This is a genomic window from Aquimarina sp. Aq78 (assembly GCF_900299525.1).
Taxonomy (GTDB): domain Bacteria; phylum Bacteroidota; class Bacteroidia; order Flavobacteriales; family Flavobacteriaceae; genus Aquimarina.
Map to the genome: position 1 here is coordinate 14,572 of NZ_OMKA01000018.1, position 18,333 is coordinate 32,904.

Below are 18,333 nucleotides of genomic sequence, written 5' to 3' on the forward strand. Positions count from 1 at the left end.
ATTTATGCTACTACGGTAGCTACATTAGTATTTTTCATAATTTGATGAATATCTTCATCGATAACTTCTTTCTTACGATCTGCAAATTTCAAAAATTCTGAATAAACATCATCTAATTGAAGTTTTGATAATTCATAACCAACTTTTTTTGCTCTGTAAGCCAGTGCAGCTCTTCCACTTCTGGCAGTAAGTACAATCGCAGATTCTGTAACCCCAACTTCTTCGGGGTCAATAATTTCATAAGTTTCCCGGTTCTTAATTACTCCATCCTGGTGTATTCCCGAACTATGAGCAAAGGCATTGGCACCAACAATTGCTTTATTTGGTTGTACCATCATACCCATATGATCCGATACCATTTGGCTTGTTCCATATAATAATTTAGAATCAATATCCGTATTTAGATTTAAGTACGGATGTTGTTTCATAATCATGACTACTTCTTCTAGAGATGTATTACCTGCACGTTCACCAATACCATTAATAGTACATTCGATTTGTCGAGCACCATTGATTGCTCCTGCAATAGAATTTGCGGTAGCAAGGCCTAAATCGTTATGACAATGACAAGAAATAATAACATTATCTATACCTTTTACATTCTCTTTAAGATATTTAATTTTAGCTCCATATTCTTCTGGTAAGCAATATCCGGTAGTATCAGGAATGTTAAGTACAGTAGCTCCGGCTTTAATCATAGCTTCGCATACACGAGCTAAAAATTCATTATCAGTTCTCCCGGCATCTTCTGCAAAAAACTCAACATCTTCTACAAAGGATTTTGCATATTTAACAGCAGCAACTCCTTTTTCTATTACCTTATCCTGAGTAGAATTAAATTTATATTTAATATGAGACTCAGAAGTACCAATACCTGTGTGAATTCTAGGTCTTTTAGCATAACTTAAAGCTTCGGCAGCAACTTTAATATCCTTTTCTACAGCTCTGGTTAATCCACATACAGTTGCGTTTTTAACGATTTTTGCTATTTCACTTACCGAAGTAAAATCTCCCGGACTTGAAACAGGGAATCCTGCTTCTATAATGTCTACACCCAAAAGGTCGAGTCGCTCTGCAATAACTAATTTCTGTTGCGTATTTAACTTACACCCAGGGACCTGTTCTCCGTCTCTTAATGTGGTATCGAATATTTGGACTTTATTATTACTCATAGAAATACAGTGAATTTAACTTTTAGTGTTATCTATAAAAACACTATTATTTTAAAATATTCTTAAAAGATGTTTCTTTAATCTCTTACGAATTTATATTTTGGGAATTCAAAAGAGAAGTATTTGATTATAGGTTTTACAATGCTAAAATCTTTTAATATGAGTATAACTACTTTTAAATCAGTTAATTATATTATATTTTCATACAATGACTAATGACCAAAAAGATCCATTGTTTGTTTTAGTGAAATCACTTTCTAAATCAGAAAAGAGACAGTTTAAGGTATACGTAGGGCGATTAGGAATAAATACGGATTCTAAATTTCTTGCTCTTTTTAATCATTTAGATAAGCATGATACTTTGGATGAAGATCTTATTGTTTCTAGAGGTATTGTAACAAAACAACAATTTTCTAACCTTAAAGCTCATTTATATAAACAAATATTAATTAGCTTAAGACTAAGTCCATTACATCAAAATATACGATCACAAATACGAGAACAATTTGATTTTGCTTCTATTTTATATCATAAAGGACTATACAAACAAAGTTTAAAAATATTAGAGAAGGCAAAGGTATTGGCAAAAGAAAACGAGGAGCACAATATTGCGTATGAGATAGTAGAATTTGAAAAAGTTATAGAAACACAATACATAACCAGGAGTATCAATAGTAGGGCTGATGAACTAACTGTGGAAGCCAAGATACTGAGTATGAAAAATGTATTGACCAGTAGACTATCCAATTTGTCTCTTCAGTTATATGGCTTAATGCTCAAAAGTGGTTATGTAAGAAACGATAAAGAACATCAGGAAATTACAAATTACTTTAACGGGAAACTGCCAAAGTATGAATGGAATATGTTGGGCTTTAGAGAAAAACTTTGGTTGTATAAAGCTCACCTGTGGTATAGTTTTATTGTTCAGGATTTTTTATCGTGTTATAAATATTCGAAGAAATGGCTGGATTTGTTTTATGAACATCCAAAGATGATTATTCAAAATCCTGTTTTTTTCCTTAGAGGAAATCACTATTTGTTGGAATCTTTGTATCTAATTAAAGATAAAACGCAATTAAAAACCACCTTGCAACAATTTGAAAATAGCATTACTGATTCGACTTTTCCTAAAGATGATAATATAGAAGTTTTATCTTTTCAGTTTATTTATAACAATAAGTTGAATGTGCATTTTTTGGAAGGTAGTTTTGATGAAGGAGAATATTTGGTAGAAGAGATTCTTAGTGGTATTTCGGGGTTTAAAAATCGTTTAGATGATCATCATATAATGGTACTTTATTATAAGATTGGTTGTTTGTATTTTGGAATGGCGAATCATCGAAAATGTATTGAATACCTAACCAAAATTATTAATAATAAATCTTTGAAGATGAGAGAAGACCTGATGTGCTTCTCTAGAGTACTAAGTTTGGTAGCTCATTATGAAGCAGGCATGGATTATCATTTAGAAAGTCAACTAAAAGAAACATATCGATTCTTAATTAAAATGGATGACCTGCATGAAGTGCAAAAAGAAATGATCAAATTTCTTAAAAACCTTGGAGATATTTATCCTCACCAAATTAAAGATGAGTTTAGAAAACTTCATAAAAGGCTAAAACAGTATGAAGATCATCCTTATGAGAAAAGAGCTTTTTTATATTTGGATATTCTTTCGTGGCTCGAAAGTAATATTGAAGGAAGACCTGTGGCAGATATAATTAAGGAGAAAGCAAAAGGGCTAATAAGGTAACTTAAATTTTATAAAGAGCTGAAAGTTAATTAGTATTTTATATCTTTCGTCCTTTGAAAAATAATTGGAATATTTTATTTGATTAAAATACTCGTATTTTAGTTTGTAATATCCAATACGCAACTTTCTCTGTGATGGTAAGGAATATTGCATGTGGATTATATTCCATTTAATAGTAAGTCGTAATGAATTTATGGATACCAAAAAACTTAACTGCAAAAAGAGTTTTTTATATTTGTTTTTTTTCCACATTATCTACTAATGCTCAGATAACAGTGGATGATAGTTCTTTTACTATAGAGCAGTTAGTAGAAGATGTTTTGATAGATAGCCCCTGCGCAACGGTAGAAAATATATCTTCTTTCACAGGGAACAATTTTGGATTTAATGGTATAGGCTATTTTGAATCCAATAATTCTGGTTTTGAGATTGATAGAGGAGTAATTTTAAGTACCGGAAATGCTAGGAGCGCAGTTGGCCCAAATGGCCCAATAGCATTGTCCGAAGGTGATGCTTCGGGGTGGGGTGGTGATAGTGACTTGGGATCAGTTACTAGCACAGTCAATTTGCATAATGCTAGTTTTATTCAATTTGATTTTGTGCCAACTATAGATTTTATTAGCTTCGATTTCTTATTTGCTTCAGAAGAATATACCGAAGCTTTTCCTTGTACATTTTCTGATGTCTTTGCTTTTATTCTTACTGATTCATCTGGGAATTCGAGAAACTTAGCGGTGGTACCAGGTACAAATACTCCTATTAAAGTAACTACTGTTAATGAGGGAGTGGATTTAAATAATGATGGAGATTTTGTTGATGTGATTAATCAGGTTTCAGAATGTCCTCCAAGAAATCCAAATTTCTATAATAGAACAATTCGTCCAGGAGCTGCTGCTCCTATAGATTTTAATGGATATACAAAAGTATTGACAGCTGCAGGAAGTGTGGTTGTTGGTGAGCGATATACAATTAAACTTGTTATTGCAGAAAATCGAGACGGGCAGTTTGATTCTGCGGTATTTCTAGCTGCCGGAAGTTTTAATATTGGTGGAGATCTGGGAGAAGACAGAACATTGGCATCTGGTAATCCAGGATGTCTTGGGGTGCCAATTACCTTAAATGCTACAGTAGGAAATAACCCTACCTATACCTGGAAGAAAAATGGAGCCCCTTTGGCAGCAGGAGACGGAACAACGCTTATTGCAGGAGGAGCTCAATTAGAAGTTACCCAAAATGGAGTGTATAGTGTAGAAGTAAATATCGCTAGTGGATGTTCATCGTCTGACTCTATAAATGTTGAATTTGTCCCTCCTCCAAATGTTTTGAATTCGGTACGACTCCTGCAATGTGATGATGATATTGATGGTTTTTCATTATTTAATTTATCTGAAGCGAATTCTTTGATATCGACTAATGCTGCAAATGAGACTTTTTCATATTATTTAACAGAACAGCTCGCTATAGCAGGAAATCAAGCAGATCAAATCACAAATTTTACAGCATACCCTAATCCAACCATACAGACCAGTGTAGTTTATGCAAGAGTAGAATCTATAGCAGATTGTTTTAGAACATCACGAGTTGATCTCGAAGTTTCAACAACGCAGATTCCTGCTAATTTTAATCTTACGTATACTGCTTGTGAGGCAGATGATGTCGACCCTACAGACGGAATTGCAACATTTAATTTTAGTGACGCTACTCCTCAAATAACCCAGTTGTACCCTGGTGGTCAAAATTTAACCATTAGTTATTATGAAAATCAGGCAGATGCATTATCCGAACAAAATGAGATAACCGATATCTCCAATTACAGAAATAATTCATCTCCTTTTAGGATTAATCTATATGTAAGAGTAGAAAATAAAGGAGCAAATTCTTGTTTGGGATTAGGAGAGCATATCACTCTGATCGTTAATCCTTTTGAGCCCATTACGTTTGAAGATGAATATACATTATGTTTACAAAGTGATGGAGGAGTACTTAATCTAGTACCCGAAGATCGTATTGAAACAGGGTTAAATGCTTCAGATTATACGTTTCAATGGTATACAGGAACTGCGCCAGTGGCAGGAAATGAAATGCCAGGAGAAATAGATGCTTCTTTTTTACCAGATACTCCCGGGCAGTATAGTGTACTAGCTACAAGTATAGTTACAGGGTGCGAAATATCAAAAAGTACATCAGTAGTAACTTCTTACCCTCCAGAAAGTGTTACGGCAGAACTGTTATCAGGAGCATTTTCTGATAATGCTACCATTGAAGTTACAGTGGTCGGAAATGGAACATATGAATTTAGAATAGATAATAGAGATTGGCAGGCATCTAATATTTTTACAGGGGTTTCAAGAGGAGAGCATACCGTATTTGTTAGAGATTTACGTATGTGTGATGAATTAGAGTCTAAAGTAGAAATAGTCGTAGACTATCCAAGGTATTTTACACCTAATGGAGATGGATTTCATGACTCTTGGGGGATTACAGGTAGTACAAATGTGATAATATCTCAGGTTTTAATTTTTAATAGATTTGGTAAACTCTTAAAAGATCTTGGTGTAAATGGCAATTGGGATGGAACCTATAGTGGAAGACAATTACCAGCAAGTGATTATTGGTTTAAAGTACGTTATATTGAAAATGGTGTGCCTAAAGTATTTAATTCTAATTTCTCATTAATTCGATAAATCTTGTCAAAAAGTAACCAACACTTAAAAAACATACTCGAGTTAAATTTTGCTATGTTGTTAATTAGCACCTCGGGAGCATTAGGAAGGTATATCGATATGCCAGTACCTGTGATTATTTGCTTTAGATCTATTCTAGCAGGGATATTGTTATTTATTTTTTGCAGATGGAAAGGGATTTCTTTTAAAACAGGAAGTAAAGATCGACCGACAATTATTTTAAGCGGCATATTAATGGGGTTACATTGGGTGACTTATTTCTATGCTTTAAAGTTGTCTAATGTTGCTATAGGAATGCTTTCTATATTTACTTATCCAGTGATTACAGCTCTGTTAGAACCAATATTGTTAAAAACAAAATTTCAGAAAGGACATTTGTTGTTAGCATTGTTAGTACTACTAGGTATTTATTTCCTGGTTCCTGATCTAGATTTTAGTAATTCATATACAAAAGCAGTAATTTTAGGAATAATATCTGCTTTATGTTATTCACTGCGAAACCTTATTATGAAAACCAAAGTTGGTAACTATAACGGTTCGGTATTGATGTGGTATCAATTAGTCGTTATTAGTGTTTTTCTTCTACCTTTCTTATTTGTTATGGATAGTTCTGGTATAAAAGATCAATGGTTACCTACACTAACTCTGGCTTTATTAACCACTGCTATTGGGCATACATTGTTTCTGGCAAGTTTTAAACGATTTTCGATTACAACGGCTAGTATCATAAGTAGTGTGCAACCGGTATATGGGATAATTATAGGAATTATTTTTTTAGGAGAAATCCCTGTGTTTTCAACAATTATAGGAGGTGTCCTGATTTTAACATCAGTAGTGATTGAAAGTATACGAACTTACAAGTAGTCAAAAAGGTAATAACCGGAAGCTTAAATCAAGCAATCATTCCAAATAGGATCAGAAGGCGGGGGAGCAGTGACAGATATAGGTTCTTTTTTAACAGGATGAATAAAGGTTAATTTCCGGGCATGTAAATGAATGCTTCCATCTTTATTACTACGATTTGCTCCATATTTTAAATCCCCTTTGATTATACAACCAATACTAGAGAGCTGAGATCGTATTTGATGATGGCGTCCCGTATGAAGGTCAATTTCTAATAAACAGTAATTATCGAGCTTTTTGATTAACTGGTATTCTAAAACTGCTTTTTTACTATCAGGTACTTCGTTTGTATATGCATAGGATTTATTCTGTTTTGGATTACGCTTTAGCCAATGTGTTAAGTTGTCATGCTTTTTAGGCGGACAATCCTTTACTACGGCCCAATATGTTTTTTGAGCTTCTTTGTTTGCAAATAATGAGTTGAGTCTAGGAAGAGCTTTGCTTGTTCTTGCAAACACTACGATTCCACTAGTAGGCCTATCTAAACGGTGTACAACACCTAGGTATACTGCTCCTGGTTTATTATATTTTTCTGCAATATATTCTTTGACAACTTCGCTAAGAGGTTTGTCGCCAGTCTTATCACCTTGTACAATATCTCCCGAACGCTTATTGATAACAATAATATGGTTGTCTTCATGCAGTACCTGAAGATTGTTTTTATTTGAAATGATTTTTTTGACCAACTTTTGTAAATAAGGTAATTGAGTATATTCGACTACTAACTAATTAATATTGCTCATCTTCATTAGGGAAATCAACAGCCTTCACATCGGTAACATATTGCTTAAAAGCATTAGTCATTTCTGTGTATAAGTCTAAATAACGTCTTAAAAACCGAGGGTTAAATTCATGTGTCATTCCTAACATATCATGAGTCACCAACACTTGTCCATCTACTCCATTTCCTGCTCCAATACCAATGATAGGAATAGTAAGGCTTTCGGCTACTTCTTTAGCCAATTTGGCAGGTACTTTTTCAAGAACGACGGCAAAACATCCTGCTTTCTCAAGCATAAGAGCATCTTGCTTTAATTTTTGTGCTTCTTCTTCTTCTTTTGCCCGTACAGTATAGGTTCCGAATTTATATATAGATTGCGGGGTAAGACCAAGGTGTCCCATAACCGGGATACCAGCATTAAGAATTCTTTTAATAGATTCCTTAACTTCTTTTCCCCCTTCAAGTTTTACGGCATGTCCTCCTGATTCTTTCATAATCCGTATTGCAGAACGTAAAGCTTCTTTAGGGTCACTCTGGTAACTTCCAAATGGTAAATCTACAACAATTAATGCGCGATCAATTGCTCGAATTACAGAAGACGCATGATAAATCATTTGATCTAATGTAATAGGTAGTGTAGTTTCGTGACCTGCCATTACATTAGAAGCAGAATCTCCTACAAGAATAACATCGACTCCGGCACCATCAACAATTTTGGCCATAGTATAATCATAAGCGGTTAGCATGGATATCTTTTCTGCATTAGCCTTCATCTCGATAAGAGATTTTACTGTAACGCGCTTATAATCTTTTTTTGCTGTAGACATTTTGAATTGTTTTTTTAGGATTGTAAAAGTAATCAATTACCTATATGGTAACAAGTGTAATCTGTTTTTGATTTTTCTTTAGTATATTGAAGTGAAAATTATATGGCACAGTAGTTATTAAAACCTTATTTTTATACCTATCCAAAAATAATGAACATTATGCATAAAGTATCAATATGGGTTATTTTATTCTTCTCATGTAGTATTTTTTCTCAGAAAAATATATCTAAAGATGACCAAAACCGCTACGAAAAAGAAGTAAAACAGACTGTTTTGGATTTTTTTGAAGGGTTTCACGCTGGTGATACTGCTAAGATGAAAACTACTATAGACAAAAATATAGCAGTACAAACTATAGTGAGAACCAAAGAAGGAGAGATAAAAACAGTAAAAACTGATATAGAAAAAATTTTAACAGCTATACAAAATAGACCAGCAGAACAAAAATGGGACGAACGTTTACTAGCATTTAAAATTGATGCAGATTCTGCAATTGCAAATGCCTGGACTCCTTATGAGTTTTATGTCAATGATAATTTTAGTCATTGTGGCGTAAATGTATTTCAACTATTTAATGACGGTAAAACCTGGAAAATTATTGCTATTGCAGATACTAGATTTAGAGAGGGGTGTAAGTAAAATATATTAATTAGATACCTGTAACAATATAGGTTTTGATCTTTGTGTTTTTATTACTGGTGATTTATAGATTAGCAATCACTAAGATTTACTTTTACTGCCAAACCACCTTCACTGGTTTCTTTATACTTTGTGTTCATGTCCTGAGCGGTTTCCCACATGGTTTCAATTACTTTATCTAAAGGTACTTTAGCATTTGCAGCATCTGTATCCAAAGCCATTTCACAAGCATTAATAGCTTTTATGGCTCCCATTGCATTTCGTTCGATACAAGGAATCTGTACCAATCCAGCGATAGGATCACATGTTAATCCCAGATGATGCTCCATTGCAATTTCGCTTGCCATTAATACTTGTTCTGGAGTACCTCCCATAAGTTCGGTTAAAGCGCCAGCCGCCATTGCAGATGAAACTCCAATTTCTGCCTGGCATCCTCCCATAGCTGCAGAAATAGTAGCTCCTTTTTTGAAAAGACTGCCAATTTCTCCGGCAACCAGCATAAATTGTTTTACATCATCAAAATTTGCATCATGATTTTCAATAACCATATAATACATCATTACGGCGGGTATAACACCAGCACTCCCATTAGTGGGAGCGGTGACAACACGACCAAGAGATGCATTTACCTCATTGACTGCCAAAGCAAAACAAGATACCCATTTTAATATTTGACGAAATTTTACTTCAGTATTTCGAATAGCTTCAATCCATTCTGTTGGAGTAGTATAAGCAGTAGTACCCATCAATTTTTTATGAGTATCATATGCTCTTCGTCTTACATTTAATCCACCAGGTAATGTACCTTCTGTATGACAACCAGTATACATAGATTCTAGCATTACCTTCCAGACTTGTGCAATTCTTTCATCGATTTCAGCATCGCTTTGTAATGAGCGCTCATTGTCGAGAACAATTTCGGATACCTTTTTGTTTTTTGATGTACAATACTCTAAGAGATCAGTTGCCTTATGAATAGGCATAGGGAATTGTTTGAAAGCAGTAAGCTTTTTTTCTTTTCTCTTTCGTTCTTCTTTTACTACAAAACCTCCTCCAATAGAATAAAAAGAAGACGAAACTTTTTTTCCATCTTTCAGTTTGGCATGAAAAGTCATACCATTAGGATGAAATTCTTTGAACTCTCTATTAAAAATAATTTGTGTTTCTGGATCAAAAGATACTTGAAGCTCACTATTAAAAGAGAGTTGCTTAGAAGTGTTTATGTTTTCAATAATAGTAGCAATTGTAGAAACATCGATAGTTTGTGGATCATAACCACATAAACCTAGAATTACAGCAATATCTGTTGCATGACCTTTTCCTGTTAATGATAATGACCCAAAAAGATCAATTGTAATGGTTGAAACAGATTCAAAGAGTTCTTTTTCTTTTAGTTCTGCGATCCATCGTCTTCCGGCACGCCAGGGACCTAATGTGTGTGAACTTGAAGGACCTACGCCTATTTTCAGCATATCAAAAACACTGATGCATTCCATAATACAAAATTATTGATAAAATTTCGGGGGTAAATATAGTTTTTTGACAACAAAGAAACTCATTTTTTAAAGAATAGTTAATATTGTTTTTCTTTCGCCTTTGTGATCAATTCATTAAGAAGACTAAAACAATAATGACATCCTGTCAGATAGATCGTAATGGCATAATCATTGACTTAACAGCAATAAGTTATTAAGAATAATAGTATAACAATTTAAGATAAAAATGAGTAAAATAATAGGAATAGACTTAGGGACAACCAACTCTTGTGTTTCTGTAATGGAAGGTAATGAGCCTGTAGTAATCCCTAATGCCGAAGGTAAAAGAACTACCCCTTCTGTAATAGCTTTTGTAGAAGGAGGAGAAATTAAAGTAGGAGACCCTGCAAAACGTCAAGCGGTTACAAATCCAACTAAGACTATCTCTTCTATTAAGAGGTTTATGGGAAATAAATTCTCAGAATCTTCAAAAGAAGCTGAAAGAGCAGCTTATAAAGTTGTAAAAGGAGATAATGATACACCTCGAGTAGATATCGATGGTCGTTTATATACACCACAAGAATTATCTGCAATGACACTTCAGAAAATGAAGAAAACAGCAGAGGATTATCTTGGTCAGGATGTAACCAGTGCAGTAATTACTGTACCTGCTTACTTTAATGATGCACAACGTCAGGCTACTAAAGAAGCTGGTGAGATTGCAGGCCTTAAAGTAGAACGAATTATTAATGAGCCTACAGCAGCAGCTCTGGCATATGGACTTGATAAAAAAGGTACAGATCAGAAAATCGTTGTATTTGATTTTGGTGGAGGTACACATGATGTATCTATCCTCGAATTAGGAGATGGTGTTTTTGAAGTACTATCTACAGATGGAGATACACATTTAGGAGGAGATGATGTAGATCAAAAAATAATTGATTGGTTAGCAGAAGAGTTTAAGGCTGATGAAAATATGGATCTTAGACAAGATCCTATGGCATTACAACGTCTTAAAGAAGCTGCAGAAAAGGCTAAGATTGAATTATCATCTTCTTCGCAAACAGAAATTAATTTACCATATGTTACGGCTACAGCAAGTGGACCTAAGCACTTGGTAAGATCATTAACTAAGTCTAAATTTGATCAATTGATCGATGACTTAGTAAAAAGAACTATAGAGCCTTGTCGTACTGCGCTTAAGGCAGCAGGATTATCTACAAGTGATATTGATGAGATTATATTAGTTGGTGGATCTACTCGTATTCCTGCAGTACAGGAAGCAGTAGAAAAATTCTTTGGAAAAGCACCAAGTAAGGGTGTAAATCCAGATGAGGTTGTTGCCGTTGGAGCAGCAATTCAAGGAGGAGTGTTGACTGGAGATGTTAAAGATGTACTTTTATTAGACGTAACTCCACTTTCTCTTGGTATCGAGACAATGGGTAATGTAATGACTAAGCTTATTGAAGCTAACACTACGATCCCTACTAAGAAATCACAAGTGTTTTCTACAGCTGCAGATAATCAGCCATCGGTAGAGATCCATGTATTACAAGGGGAGCGCCCAATGGCAGCAGATAACAAGACAATTGGTCGTTTTCACTTAGATGGAATTCCACCAGCACAAAGAGGAACACCTCAGATCGAAGTTACTTTTGATATCGATGCTAATGGTATTATCAAAGTTTCTGCTACAGATAAAGCTACAAACAAATCTCAGGATATTCGTATCGAAGCTTCTTCAGGATTAACAGATGAAGAAATTGAGAAAATGAAGCAAGAAGCAGAAGCAAATGCTGAAGCAGATAAAACAGCAAAAGAAACTGCAGACAAGCTTAATGAAGCCGACGGAATGATCTTCCAAACAGAAAAGCAACTTAAAGAATTTGGTGATAAATTATCTGATGATAAGAAAAAACCAGTTGAAGAAGCTTTAGAAGAACTGAAGAAAGCGTATGAGTCTAAAGATTTAGCTTTAATTCAACCGGCTCTTGATAAAATCAATGAAGCATGGAAAGTAGCTAGTGAAGAAATGTACAAAGCTCAGGCAGACGCACAACAGGATGGACAACCTGGCCCTGATGCAGGAGCAGATCAATCTTCTAATGACGATTCTGAAGGAAGTGATGTAGAGGATGTTGATTTTGAGGAAGTAAAATAAGTATATACTAGTTTATATATAAATTAAAATGCGCAGCTTTTGGCTGCGCATTTTTTGTTTTTCTATGTATGAACAAATACGACCATATATCTTTATCATTAAAATAACATTCTTAAGAATCATTAGTAATAGATAGTTTGTGATTAGTGCCAAAATGTAAGTGACAAATGCCTAATAATTAGAGCTGATTTTTATAATCTTAATTATTTTTAATCATACAGTTATTTTTTGTTGCTTTCCGTTTTTTTAAATTTTGTGCTCCGCTAACTGTAACATTATGAGAATAGTTTTGTCTTTTGATTATAAATAGAATCATCCAAAAACATTTAAAATAGATCTAAAATGAAAACACAAAACAATAATTTCGCAGTCTTAATCTGTATGATAGTATCCTTATTAGCCATTAATCCAATGATGGCTCAAAATAAGTTAAGAGGTAATGGTAATGTTGTTGCCCAAGAAAGAACAATATCGACTTTTAATGAAATCATCGTAAATGGAGTTTATAATGTATATCTCTCTCAAGGAGAAAATGAATCTGTAAAAGTAGAAACTGATGAGAACCTGCAAGAGGTTGTAGTTATTAAGAACAAAGGAAATGCATTGGTTTTAAGTTGGAAAAAAGGAATAAACGTGAAGAAAAAAACCAAAATGAACGTTTATGTGACTCTAAAAGATATAACAAAGCTAGAGGTAAAAGGAGTAGGGAATGTCAAAACTTCTTCTAAACTATCCCTAAATGTACTTGATATCGAAGCATCTGGAGTAGGAAATACGTCTTTAGAATTAGATTGTAAAAAATTAGATGGTGAAATTTCAATGGTAGGTAATTTTGCTTTGAAAGGAAAGGTTGCAGAAGTAACCCTGGATAATAATGGTACAGGTGCTTTAAGAGCTTTTGATTTGGTTGCTCAGAAATTAGAGATAAATAACTCTGGTATCGGAAAAGTAGAAGTAAATGCACAGCAAGAAATCAGTATAACTTCTTCTGGTATTGGTAGCGTTTATTATAAAGGAAATGCCAAAACCACAAAATTAGATCATCGTGGGATGGGTAAAATTAAAAAGGTAGATTAAATATAAATAATTTAAGTGTTACTATTCTTTATCTGTCTTATAGAGCCCTGATATCGGGGCTCTGGACAGATTAATTAAGAATGGATTCTTTTTAATCCTTCTTTTTCGGATAAAGGCTTCAGTTTAGTGTTGGTTATAAAGGTAACTACAGCTTCAGGATTTACTTTTGAGTATTCTCGCAACGCCCACCCAATAGCTTTCTTTATAAAGAACTCATTAGAAGATTTATGTTGCTCACAAAGTTTACATAATAATCGATAGTCCGTTTTGTCTTTGTATCCTAATTGAAATAAGATTGCACTTCGGTTAAGCCACATCTTATCAGAATTTGAAAATTTCTCAATCACAGGAGGTATTTGATCAGGAAATTGTAATAAATATTTTCCTAAAATATGTTTTGCAATAAAATCAACAGAGTCCCACCAGGAATTAGTGGTAATAAGTTGTTCTATAAAATCAATGTCTGCTATGTTGTATTTCTTTTTTAAGAACTGATCAACTAGTTCCATAGCACAATAATGAAGTTCTCGTTTCGGTTTTTTGTAAAGAGTATTTGCGATAGTAATCACATGATCATGAGATAGCTTAGGAATGTATTCACGGACTACATTTTTAAAAAGAGCTTTTCGAATAGGGGCTTTTATACCGTAATAAGAAAAACGATTTTTCATATACGCTTCCATTCTTACTGCTTCTTTAGCATTAGCATTGCTTTCTAGTATAGCTATTAGAGAAGTTGTGAAATCCATGTTTCTATATTGATTAAAACCCTATTGCAGTATCATCGCCTCTTTTATCTGCACCACCTTCCAGTCTTCCATCAGGAAGTACAAGGATACCATCAACTTTACCTATAATTTTAGAATCCTCTTCATTGATTTGATACCCTTTTTTCCGTAGACTATCTAATAAATCATTATCAAAAGATTCTGGTTCAAACACTACTACATCGGGTAACCATTGATGATGAAAACGAGGGGCATTGACCGCATCTTGCATGGTCATTCCAAATTCTGATACATTCAAAATAGTTTGGAGCACAGAAGTAATAATTGTTGATCCGCCAGGAGTACCAACAGACATCCATAATTTCTCATCTTTTTCTACAATTGTAGGAGTCATAGAACTTAACATTCTTTTTTCGGGAGCTACAGCATTGGCCTCGGCACCTGTTAACCCAAACATGTTTGGAACACCAGGTTTGGCACTAAAATCATCCATCTCATTATTTAGGAAAAAACCTAATTCTGGCACATACAGTTTCGAACCATATGCTCCATTAAGTGTTGTTGTTACAGAAATTGCATTACCAAACTGATCTACAATAGAGTAGTGGGTAGTTTCGTCACTTTCATATCCAGGAATAATTCCACAGTTTATATCTGATGACAATGTAGCTTTATCAAAACTAAAATCCAGCATACGATCAGAAAGATAAGATTCGCTAATTAGTGTATCGACCGGGATTTTTACAAAATCAGGATCACCCAAATAGAAACTGCGGTCTGCATAAGCCCTTCGCTCTGCTTCTGTAATAACCTGAATAGTTTTGAGTGTATTATGTCCATAACTACTTAGATCATGAGGTTCTATCATTTTCATGATCTGGGCAAGACATACACCTCCACTAGAAGGCGGAGACATAGAAGTTATATTGAGGTTTTTATATCTAAACTGTACTGGTTTACGCCATTTTGCTTGGTATTTTGCCAAATCATCCATAGTTATTATCCCACCTCTTGATTGGATGAAATCAACTAATTTTTTACCAGATTCTCCTTCGTATAACTCGGCAGCTCCATTTTTTATAATCCTTTCGAGCGTTTCAGCTAGTTTTATGTTTTTTAGAGTGTCATTAGCTTTATAGCCTTTAAGAATAGGGATTGTATCCTCATTTGCTTCATAGAATAGATCTTCATAATGTACAAAACGTTTTTCTTGTTTTTCGGTAATAACAAAACCTCTTTTTGCCAATTGTACCACAGGAGTGAGTATGTCTTCTATTGGTAGAGTTCCAAATTTTTTATGCACTTCAAAAATACCGGCAACGGTTCCGGGGACACCAACAGCCATAGCTCCCAGTTGACTTTTTTTAGGAATAAAATCTCCATTGTCATCCAGATACATATCTTTGGTTGATGCGAGAGGTCCTTTTTCTCTATAATCCAAAGCACCCGTTTCACCATCAGCTTTTCGATATACCATAAATCCACCACCTCCTAGATTTCCTGCAACAGGGTATGTAACCGCCAGTGCCATCGCTGTACCAATCATAGCATCAAAAGCGTTTCCTCCTTTTTTCATGATGTCTGCTCCAATTTTTGAAGCTTCTTCCCGGGCAGAAACTACCATAGCTTTTTGGGTAACAAGACCTACAACCGGTTCAACCTTTTCAACCTCTTTTTTTATTTCTGTATTGGTTTTACATGAAAAACTTAGGATAAGCAGAGAGATGTAAAATAAATGTCTGATGGGTTTTATTTTCATAATGTTCTTATTTCATTTTTAGTGTAAAGTTCTAATTCTCCAAAAAACGAACGAAATTCCTTGTCAAAATCAGAGTAATATTGTTCGAGTTCGATGACAGCAAAATTCATCTTAGATCTATTTTTTGTTCTCTGATTCATTTGATATAATATTGTACCAATTCCTGGAATAGTAGCATAGCTAAGAAGCCAATTGTCCTTAATCATATAGGGCATGAAATTTTGAATCTGTTTTGGTAAGACTTCATGGTATTCATGCAGTAAATCATAAAATTCTGCGACATATGTTTCGAGAGGAATATCAGAGTATTCTTTCCAATTGGCTGCTAGAAAATGATCATAAAGAACATCTACAATTACAGTACTGTAATGCCTGTATTTTGGAAATAGCCTGGACACACTTTTTCTAACAATAGAATGAGTATCGGTATATGAGTCAATTTTACGATGTAAGGTAATACCTTGCCGTATACGGTCTGGATATTGTAGTAATTGCTTTTTCCCTTTGACAGAATCTGCGATAAAATTACCTATTTTAAGTTCTTGATCTTCACCAGAAAGGTATATGTGGGCTAGAAAATTCATTGGGTTAAAATACGATTTTTTAAATACTAATATCGATTAATTATAGTCGTTTGTATGATAAAAAATATCACTTGTAAAAAAACCAAAGGTTAACCGGTTAAAATAAATAAAACTTAATGGTAGTAAGCCTAGCAATATTACATTTAGTAATGATTTTAGTACTTTCTATGTAACTATGACAGATAATGGATGTATCGAAGTTGTCGAAAATAAATTGTAATAGCCTAAATACACTATAGAAGATGCTCCATGCTTTTTTATGAGTCATTAATTTGGGGAAAACATGTGCGTATTTATAAAATTCTAACCTATTAAATTGTTGCTGTTTGTCATATCTTGTACATTTGTTCGAAATAGAAAAAATCAATCAAAATATATGACGTTAATAAAATCAATTTCAGGGATTAGAGGAACAATTGGAGGAACAGTTGGTGATAATCTTACGCCAGTAGATGCGGTAAAATTTGCTTCGGCTTATGGAAGTTGGCTAAAAAATGAAACTAATAAAGATCATCCAACTGTTGTAGTAGGTCGTGATGCCAGAATTTCTGGATCTATGATTCAACAATTGGTAATGAATAGTTTGGTTGGATTAGGGATTCATGTTATTGATTTAGGACTTTCTACTACACCTACTGTAGAAATAGCTGTACCTTTAGAAAAAGCAGATGGAGGAATAATTCTTACCGCTAGTCATAATCCAAAACAATGGAATGCATTAAAATTACTTAACAATAAAGGAGAATTTTTGAATGCAGAAAATGGCAAAAAGATTTTAGATATAGCAGAAAACGACAAGTATGTTTTTGCAGATGTTGATGATCTGGGGAGTATTACCGTAAATGACACATATATCGATAAACATATTGAAGAAGTACTAAATCTATCTCTGGTAAATGCAGAATTGGTGAGTAAATCTGGCTTCAAGGTTGTTGTAGATGCAGTTAACTCTACAGGAGGTATTGCAATACCTAGATTGCTTAGAAAAATGGGAGTAGAAACTATTGAATTATACTGTGAACCTAATGGACATTTTCCTCATAATCCAGAACCTTTAAAAGAACATTTAACAGATTTATCCGAATTAGTAGTTAAGGAAAAAGCTGATATGGGAATTACCGTTGATCCAGATGTAGATCGTCTTGCTTTTATGAGTGAGAACGGAGAGATGTTTGGAGAAGAATACACATTGGTTGCTTGTGCTGATTTTGTATTAGGGAAAACTAATGGTAATACTGTTTCTAACTTGTCTTCAAGCAGAGCATTAAGAGATGTAACACAAAAACATAATGGTAATTATGAAGCAAGTGCTGTAGGTGAAGTAAATGTAGTAGAGTTGATGAAAGCAAATAATGCAGTTATCGGCGGTGAAGGTAATGGAGGGATTATATATCCAGAATCACATTACGGAAGAGATTCTTTGGTAGGAGTAGCCTTATTTCTTACACATCTGGCAGAAAAGAAATGCAGTGTGAGCGAGTTACGTGATAGCTACCCTTCTTATTTTATGAGTAAAAATAAAATTCAACTAACTCCAGGTTTAGATGTTGATGGTATTTTAAAAGGATTCCATTCAAAATATGTTTCAGAAGAGGTGTCTACTGTAGATGGTGTAAAAGTTGATTTTGAAGATTGTTGGGTTCATTTACGTAAAAGTAATACAGAACCTATCATTCGTATTTATACAGAAGCCTTAAGCCAGGAAAAAGCAGATTCGTTGGCAGAAGATACAATCATTACTTTAAAAGAAATAGCTGGAATCTAAATTTAGCTAAACATATTACTTCTGAGTTTTCTTTACAAGGGTTATAGCGTGAGATTTAATAAAACTTGTATTACTTCAGAAAGAG

At 34.0% G+C, this 18,333-nt stretch carries 14 protein-coding genes; 7 read left to right on the top strand and 7 right to left on the bottom strand.

Translation table 11 applies throughout. The annotated features are described in order from the left end of the window. Window positions 1-2: 2 nt before the first annotated feature. Window positions 3-1,172 (bottom strand): 2-isopropylmalate synthase, encoded by a 1,170-nt coding sequence (locus DG435_RS11315; protein ID WP_106793504.1) that lies wholly within the window; start codon window positions 1,170-1,172, stop codon window positions 3-5. A gap of 208 nt (window positions 1,173-1,380) precedes the next feature. Between DG435_RS11315 and DG435_RS11320 the strand changes: the two genes are divergently transcribed. The 3 genes from DG435_RS11320 (at window position 1,381) to DG435_RS11330 (ending at window position 6,473) form a co-directional block, all read left to right on the top strand. After that, a complete protein-coding gene (locus tag DG435_RS11320; protein WP_106793505.1) occupies window positions 1,381-2,925 on the top strand; it encodes a hypothetical protein in 1,545 nt (514 codons plus the stop codon). A 185-nt stretch (window positions 2,926-3,110) separates the two neighbouring features. After that, a complete protein-coding gene (locus DG435_RS11325; RefSeq protein ID WP_106793506.1) occupies window positions 3,111-5,609 on the top strand; it encodes a T9SS type B sorting domain-containing protein in 2,499 nt (832 codons plus the stop codon). 3 nt (window positions 5,610-5,612) lie between these two features. Beyond that, the gene (locus tag DG435_RS11330; protein WP_234387131.1) at window positions 5,613-6,473 is read left to right on the top strand and encodes a DMT family transporter; all 861 of its coding nucleotides are present in this window, start codon (window positions 5,613-5,615) and stop codon (window positions 6,471-6,473) included. A 23-nt stretch (window positions 6,474-6,496) separates the two neighbouring features. On the opposite strand, the gene DG435_RS11335 is transcribed toward DG435_RS11330, so the two are convergent. Both DG435_RS11335 and panB read right to left on the bottom strand, forming a co-directional pair. Continuing rightward, window positions 6,497-7,198, bottom strand: a complete 702-nt coding sequence (locus DG435_RS11335; protein WP_106793508.1) for an RluA family pseudouridine synthase — start codon at window positions 7,196-7,198, stop codon at window positions 6,497-6,499. 43 nt (window positions 7,199-7,241) lie between these two features. After that, window positions 7,242-8,060: a 3-methyl-2-oxobutanoate hydroxymethyltransferase gene (gene panB, locus DG435_RS11340; protein ID WP_106793509.1), complete on the bottom strand. Its 819-nt coding sequence runs from the start codon at window positions 8,058-8,060 to the stop codon at window positions 7,242-7,244. 159 nt (window positions 8,061-8,219) lie between these two features. Here panB and DG435_RS11345 point away from each other — a divergent pair, with 159 nt between their 5' ends. Continuing rightward, on the top strand, window positions 8,220-8,699 hold the full coding sequence (locus tag DG435_RS11345; RefSeq protein WP_106793510.1) for a nuclear transport factor 2 family protein: 480 nt from the start codon (window positions 8,220-8,222) through the stop codon (window positions 8,697-8,699). Window positions 8,700-8,770: 71 nt separating this feature from the next. Here the strand turns inward: DG435_RS11345 and DG435_RS11350 are convergent, their stop codons facing one another. Beyond that, window positions 8,771-10,195 carry an L-serine ammonia-lyase gene (locus DG435_RS11350; RefSeq protein WP_106793511.1) on the bottom strand — a complete coding sequence of 475 codons (1,425 nt, stop codon included), beginning with the start codon at window positions 10,193-10,195 and terminating at the stop codon, window positions 8,771-8,773. 226 nt (window positions 10,196-10,421) lie between these two features. Between DG435_RS11350 and dnaK the strand changes: the two genes are divergently transcribed. Both dnaK and DG435_RS11360 read left to right on the top strand, forming a co-directional pair. Next, entirely contained in the window at window positions 10,422-12,335 is a 1,914-nt protein-coding gene (gene dnaK / locus DG435_RS11355; protein ID WP_106793512.1) for a molecular chaperone DnaK, read from the top strand. A gap of 342 nt (window positions 12,336-12,677) precedes the next feature. Then, complete coding sequence (locus DG435_RS11360) at window positions 12,678-13,412, top strand: head GIN domain-containing protein (protein ID WP_106793513.1); 735 nt, start codon at window positions 12,678-12,680, stop codon at window positions 13,410-13,412. Window positions 13,413-13,486: 74 nt separating this feature from the next. Here the strand turns inward: DG435_RS11360 and DG435_RS11365 are convergent, their stop codons facing one another. The 3 genes from DG435_RS11365 to DG435_RS11375 are packed head-to-tail and all read right to left on the bottom strand — an operon-like array spanning window position 13,487 to window position 16,483. After that, window positions 13,487-14,161 (bottom strand): DNA alkylation repair protein, encoded by a 675-nt coding sequence (locus DG435_RS11365; protein ID WP_106793514.1) that lies wholly within the window; start codon window positions 14,159-14,161, stop codon window positions 13,487-13,489. Window positions 14,162-14,174: 13 nt separating this feature from the next. Continuing rightward, complete coding sequence (gene ggt, locus DG435_RS11370) at window positions 14,175-15,899, bottom strand: gamma-glutamyltransferase (protein ID WP_106793515.1); 1,725 nt, start codon at window positions 15,897-15,899, stop codon at window positions 14,175-14,177. After that, a complete protein-coding gene (locus DG435_RS11375; protein WP_106793516.1) occupies window positions 15,896-16,483 on the bottom strand; it encodes an ACP phosphodiesterase in 588 nt (195 codons plus the stop codon). The genes ggt and DG435_RS11375 overlap by 4 nt, the downstream gene beginning before the upstream one ends. Before the next feature lie 376 nt (window positions 16,484-16,859). Here DG435_RS11375 and glmM point away from each other — a divergent pair, with 376 nt between their 5' ends. After that, window positions 16,860-18,248 carry a phosphoglucosamine mutase gene (gene glmM, locus DG435_RS11380; protein ID WP_106793517.1) on the top strand — a complete coding sequence of 463 codons (1,389 nt, stop codon included), beginning with the start codon at window positions 16,860-16,862 and terminating at the stop codon, window positions 18,246-18,248. Window positions 18,249-18,333 lie beyond the last annotated feature (85 nt).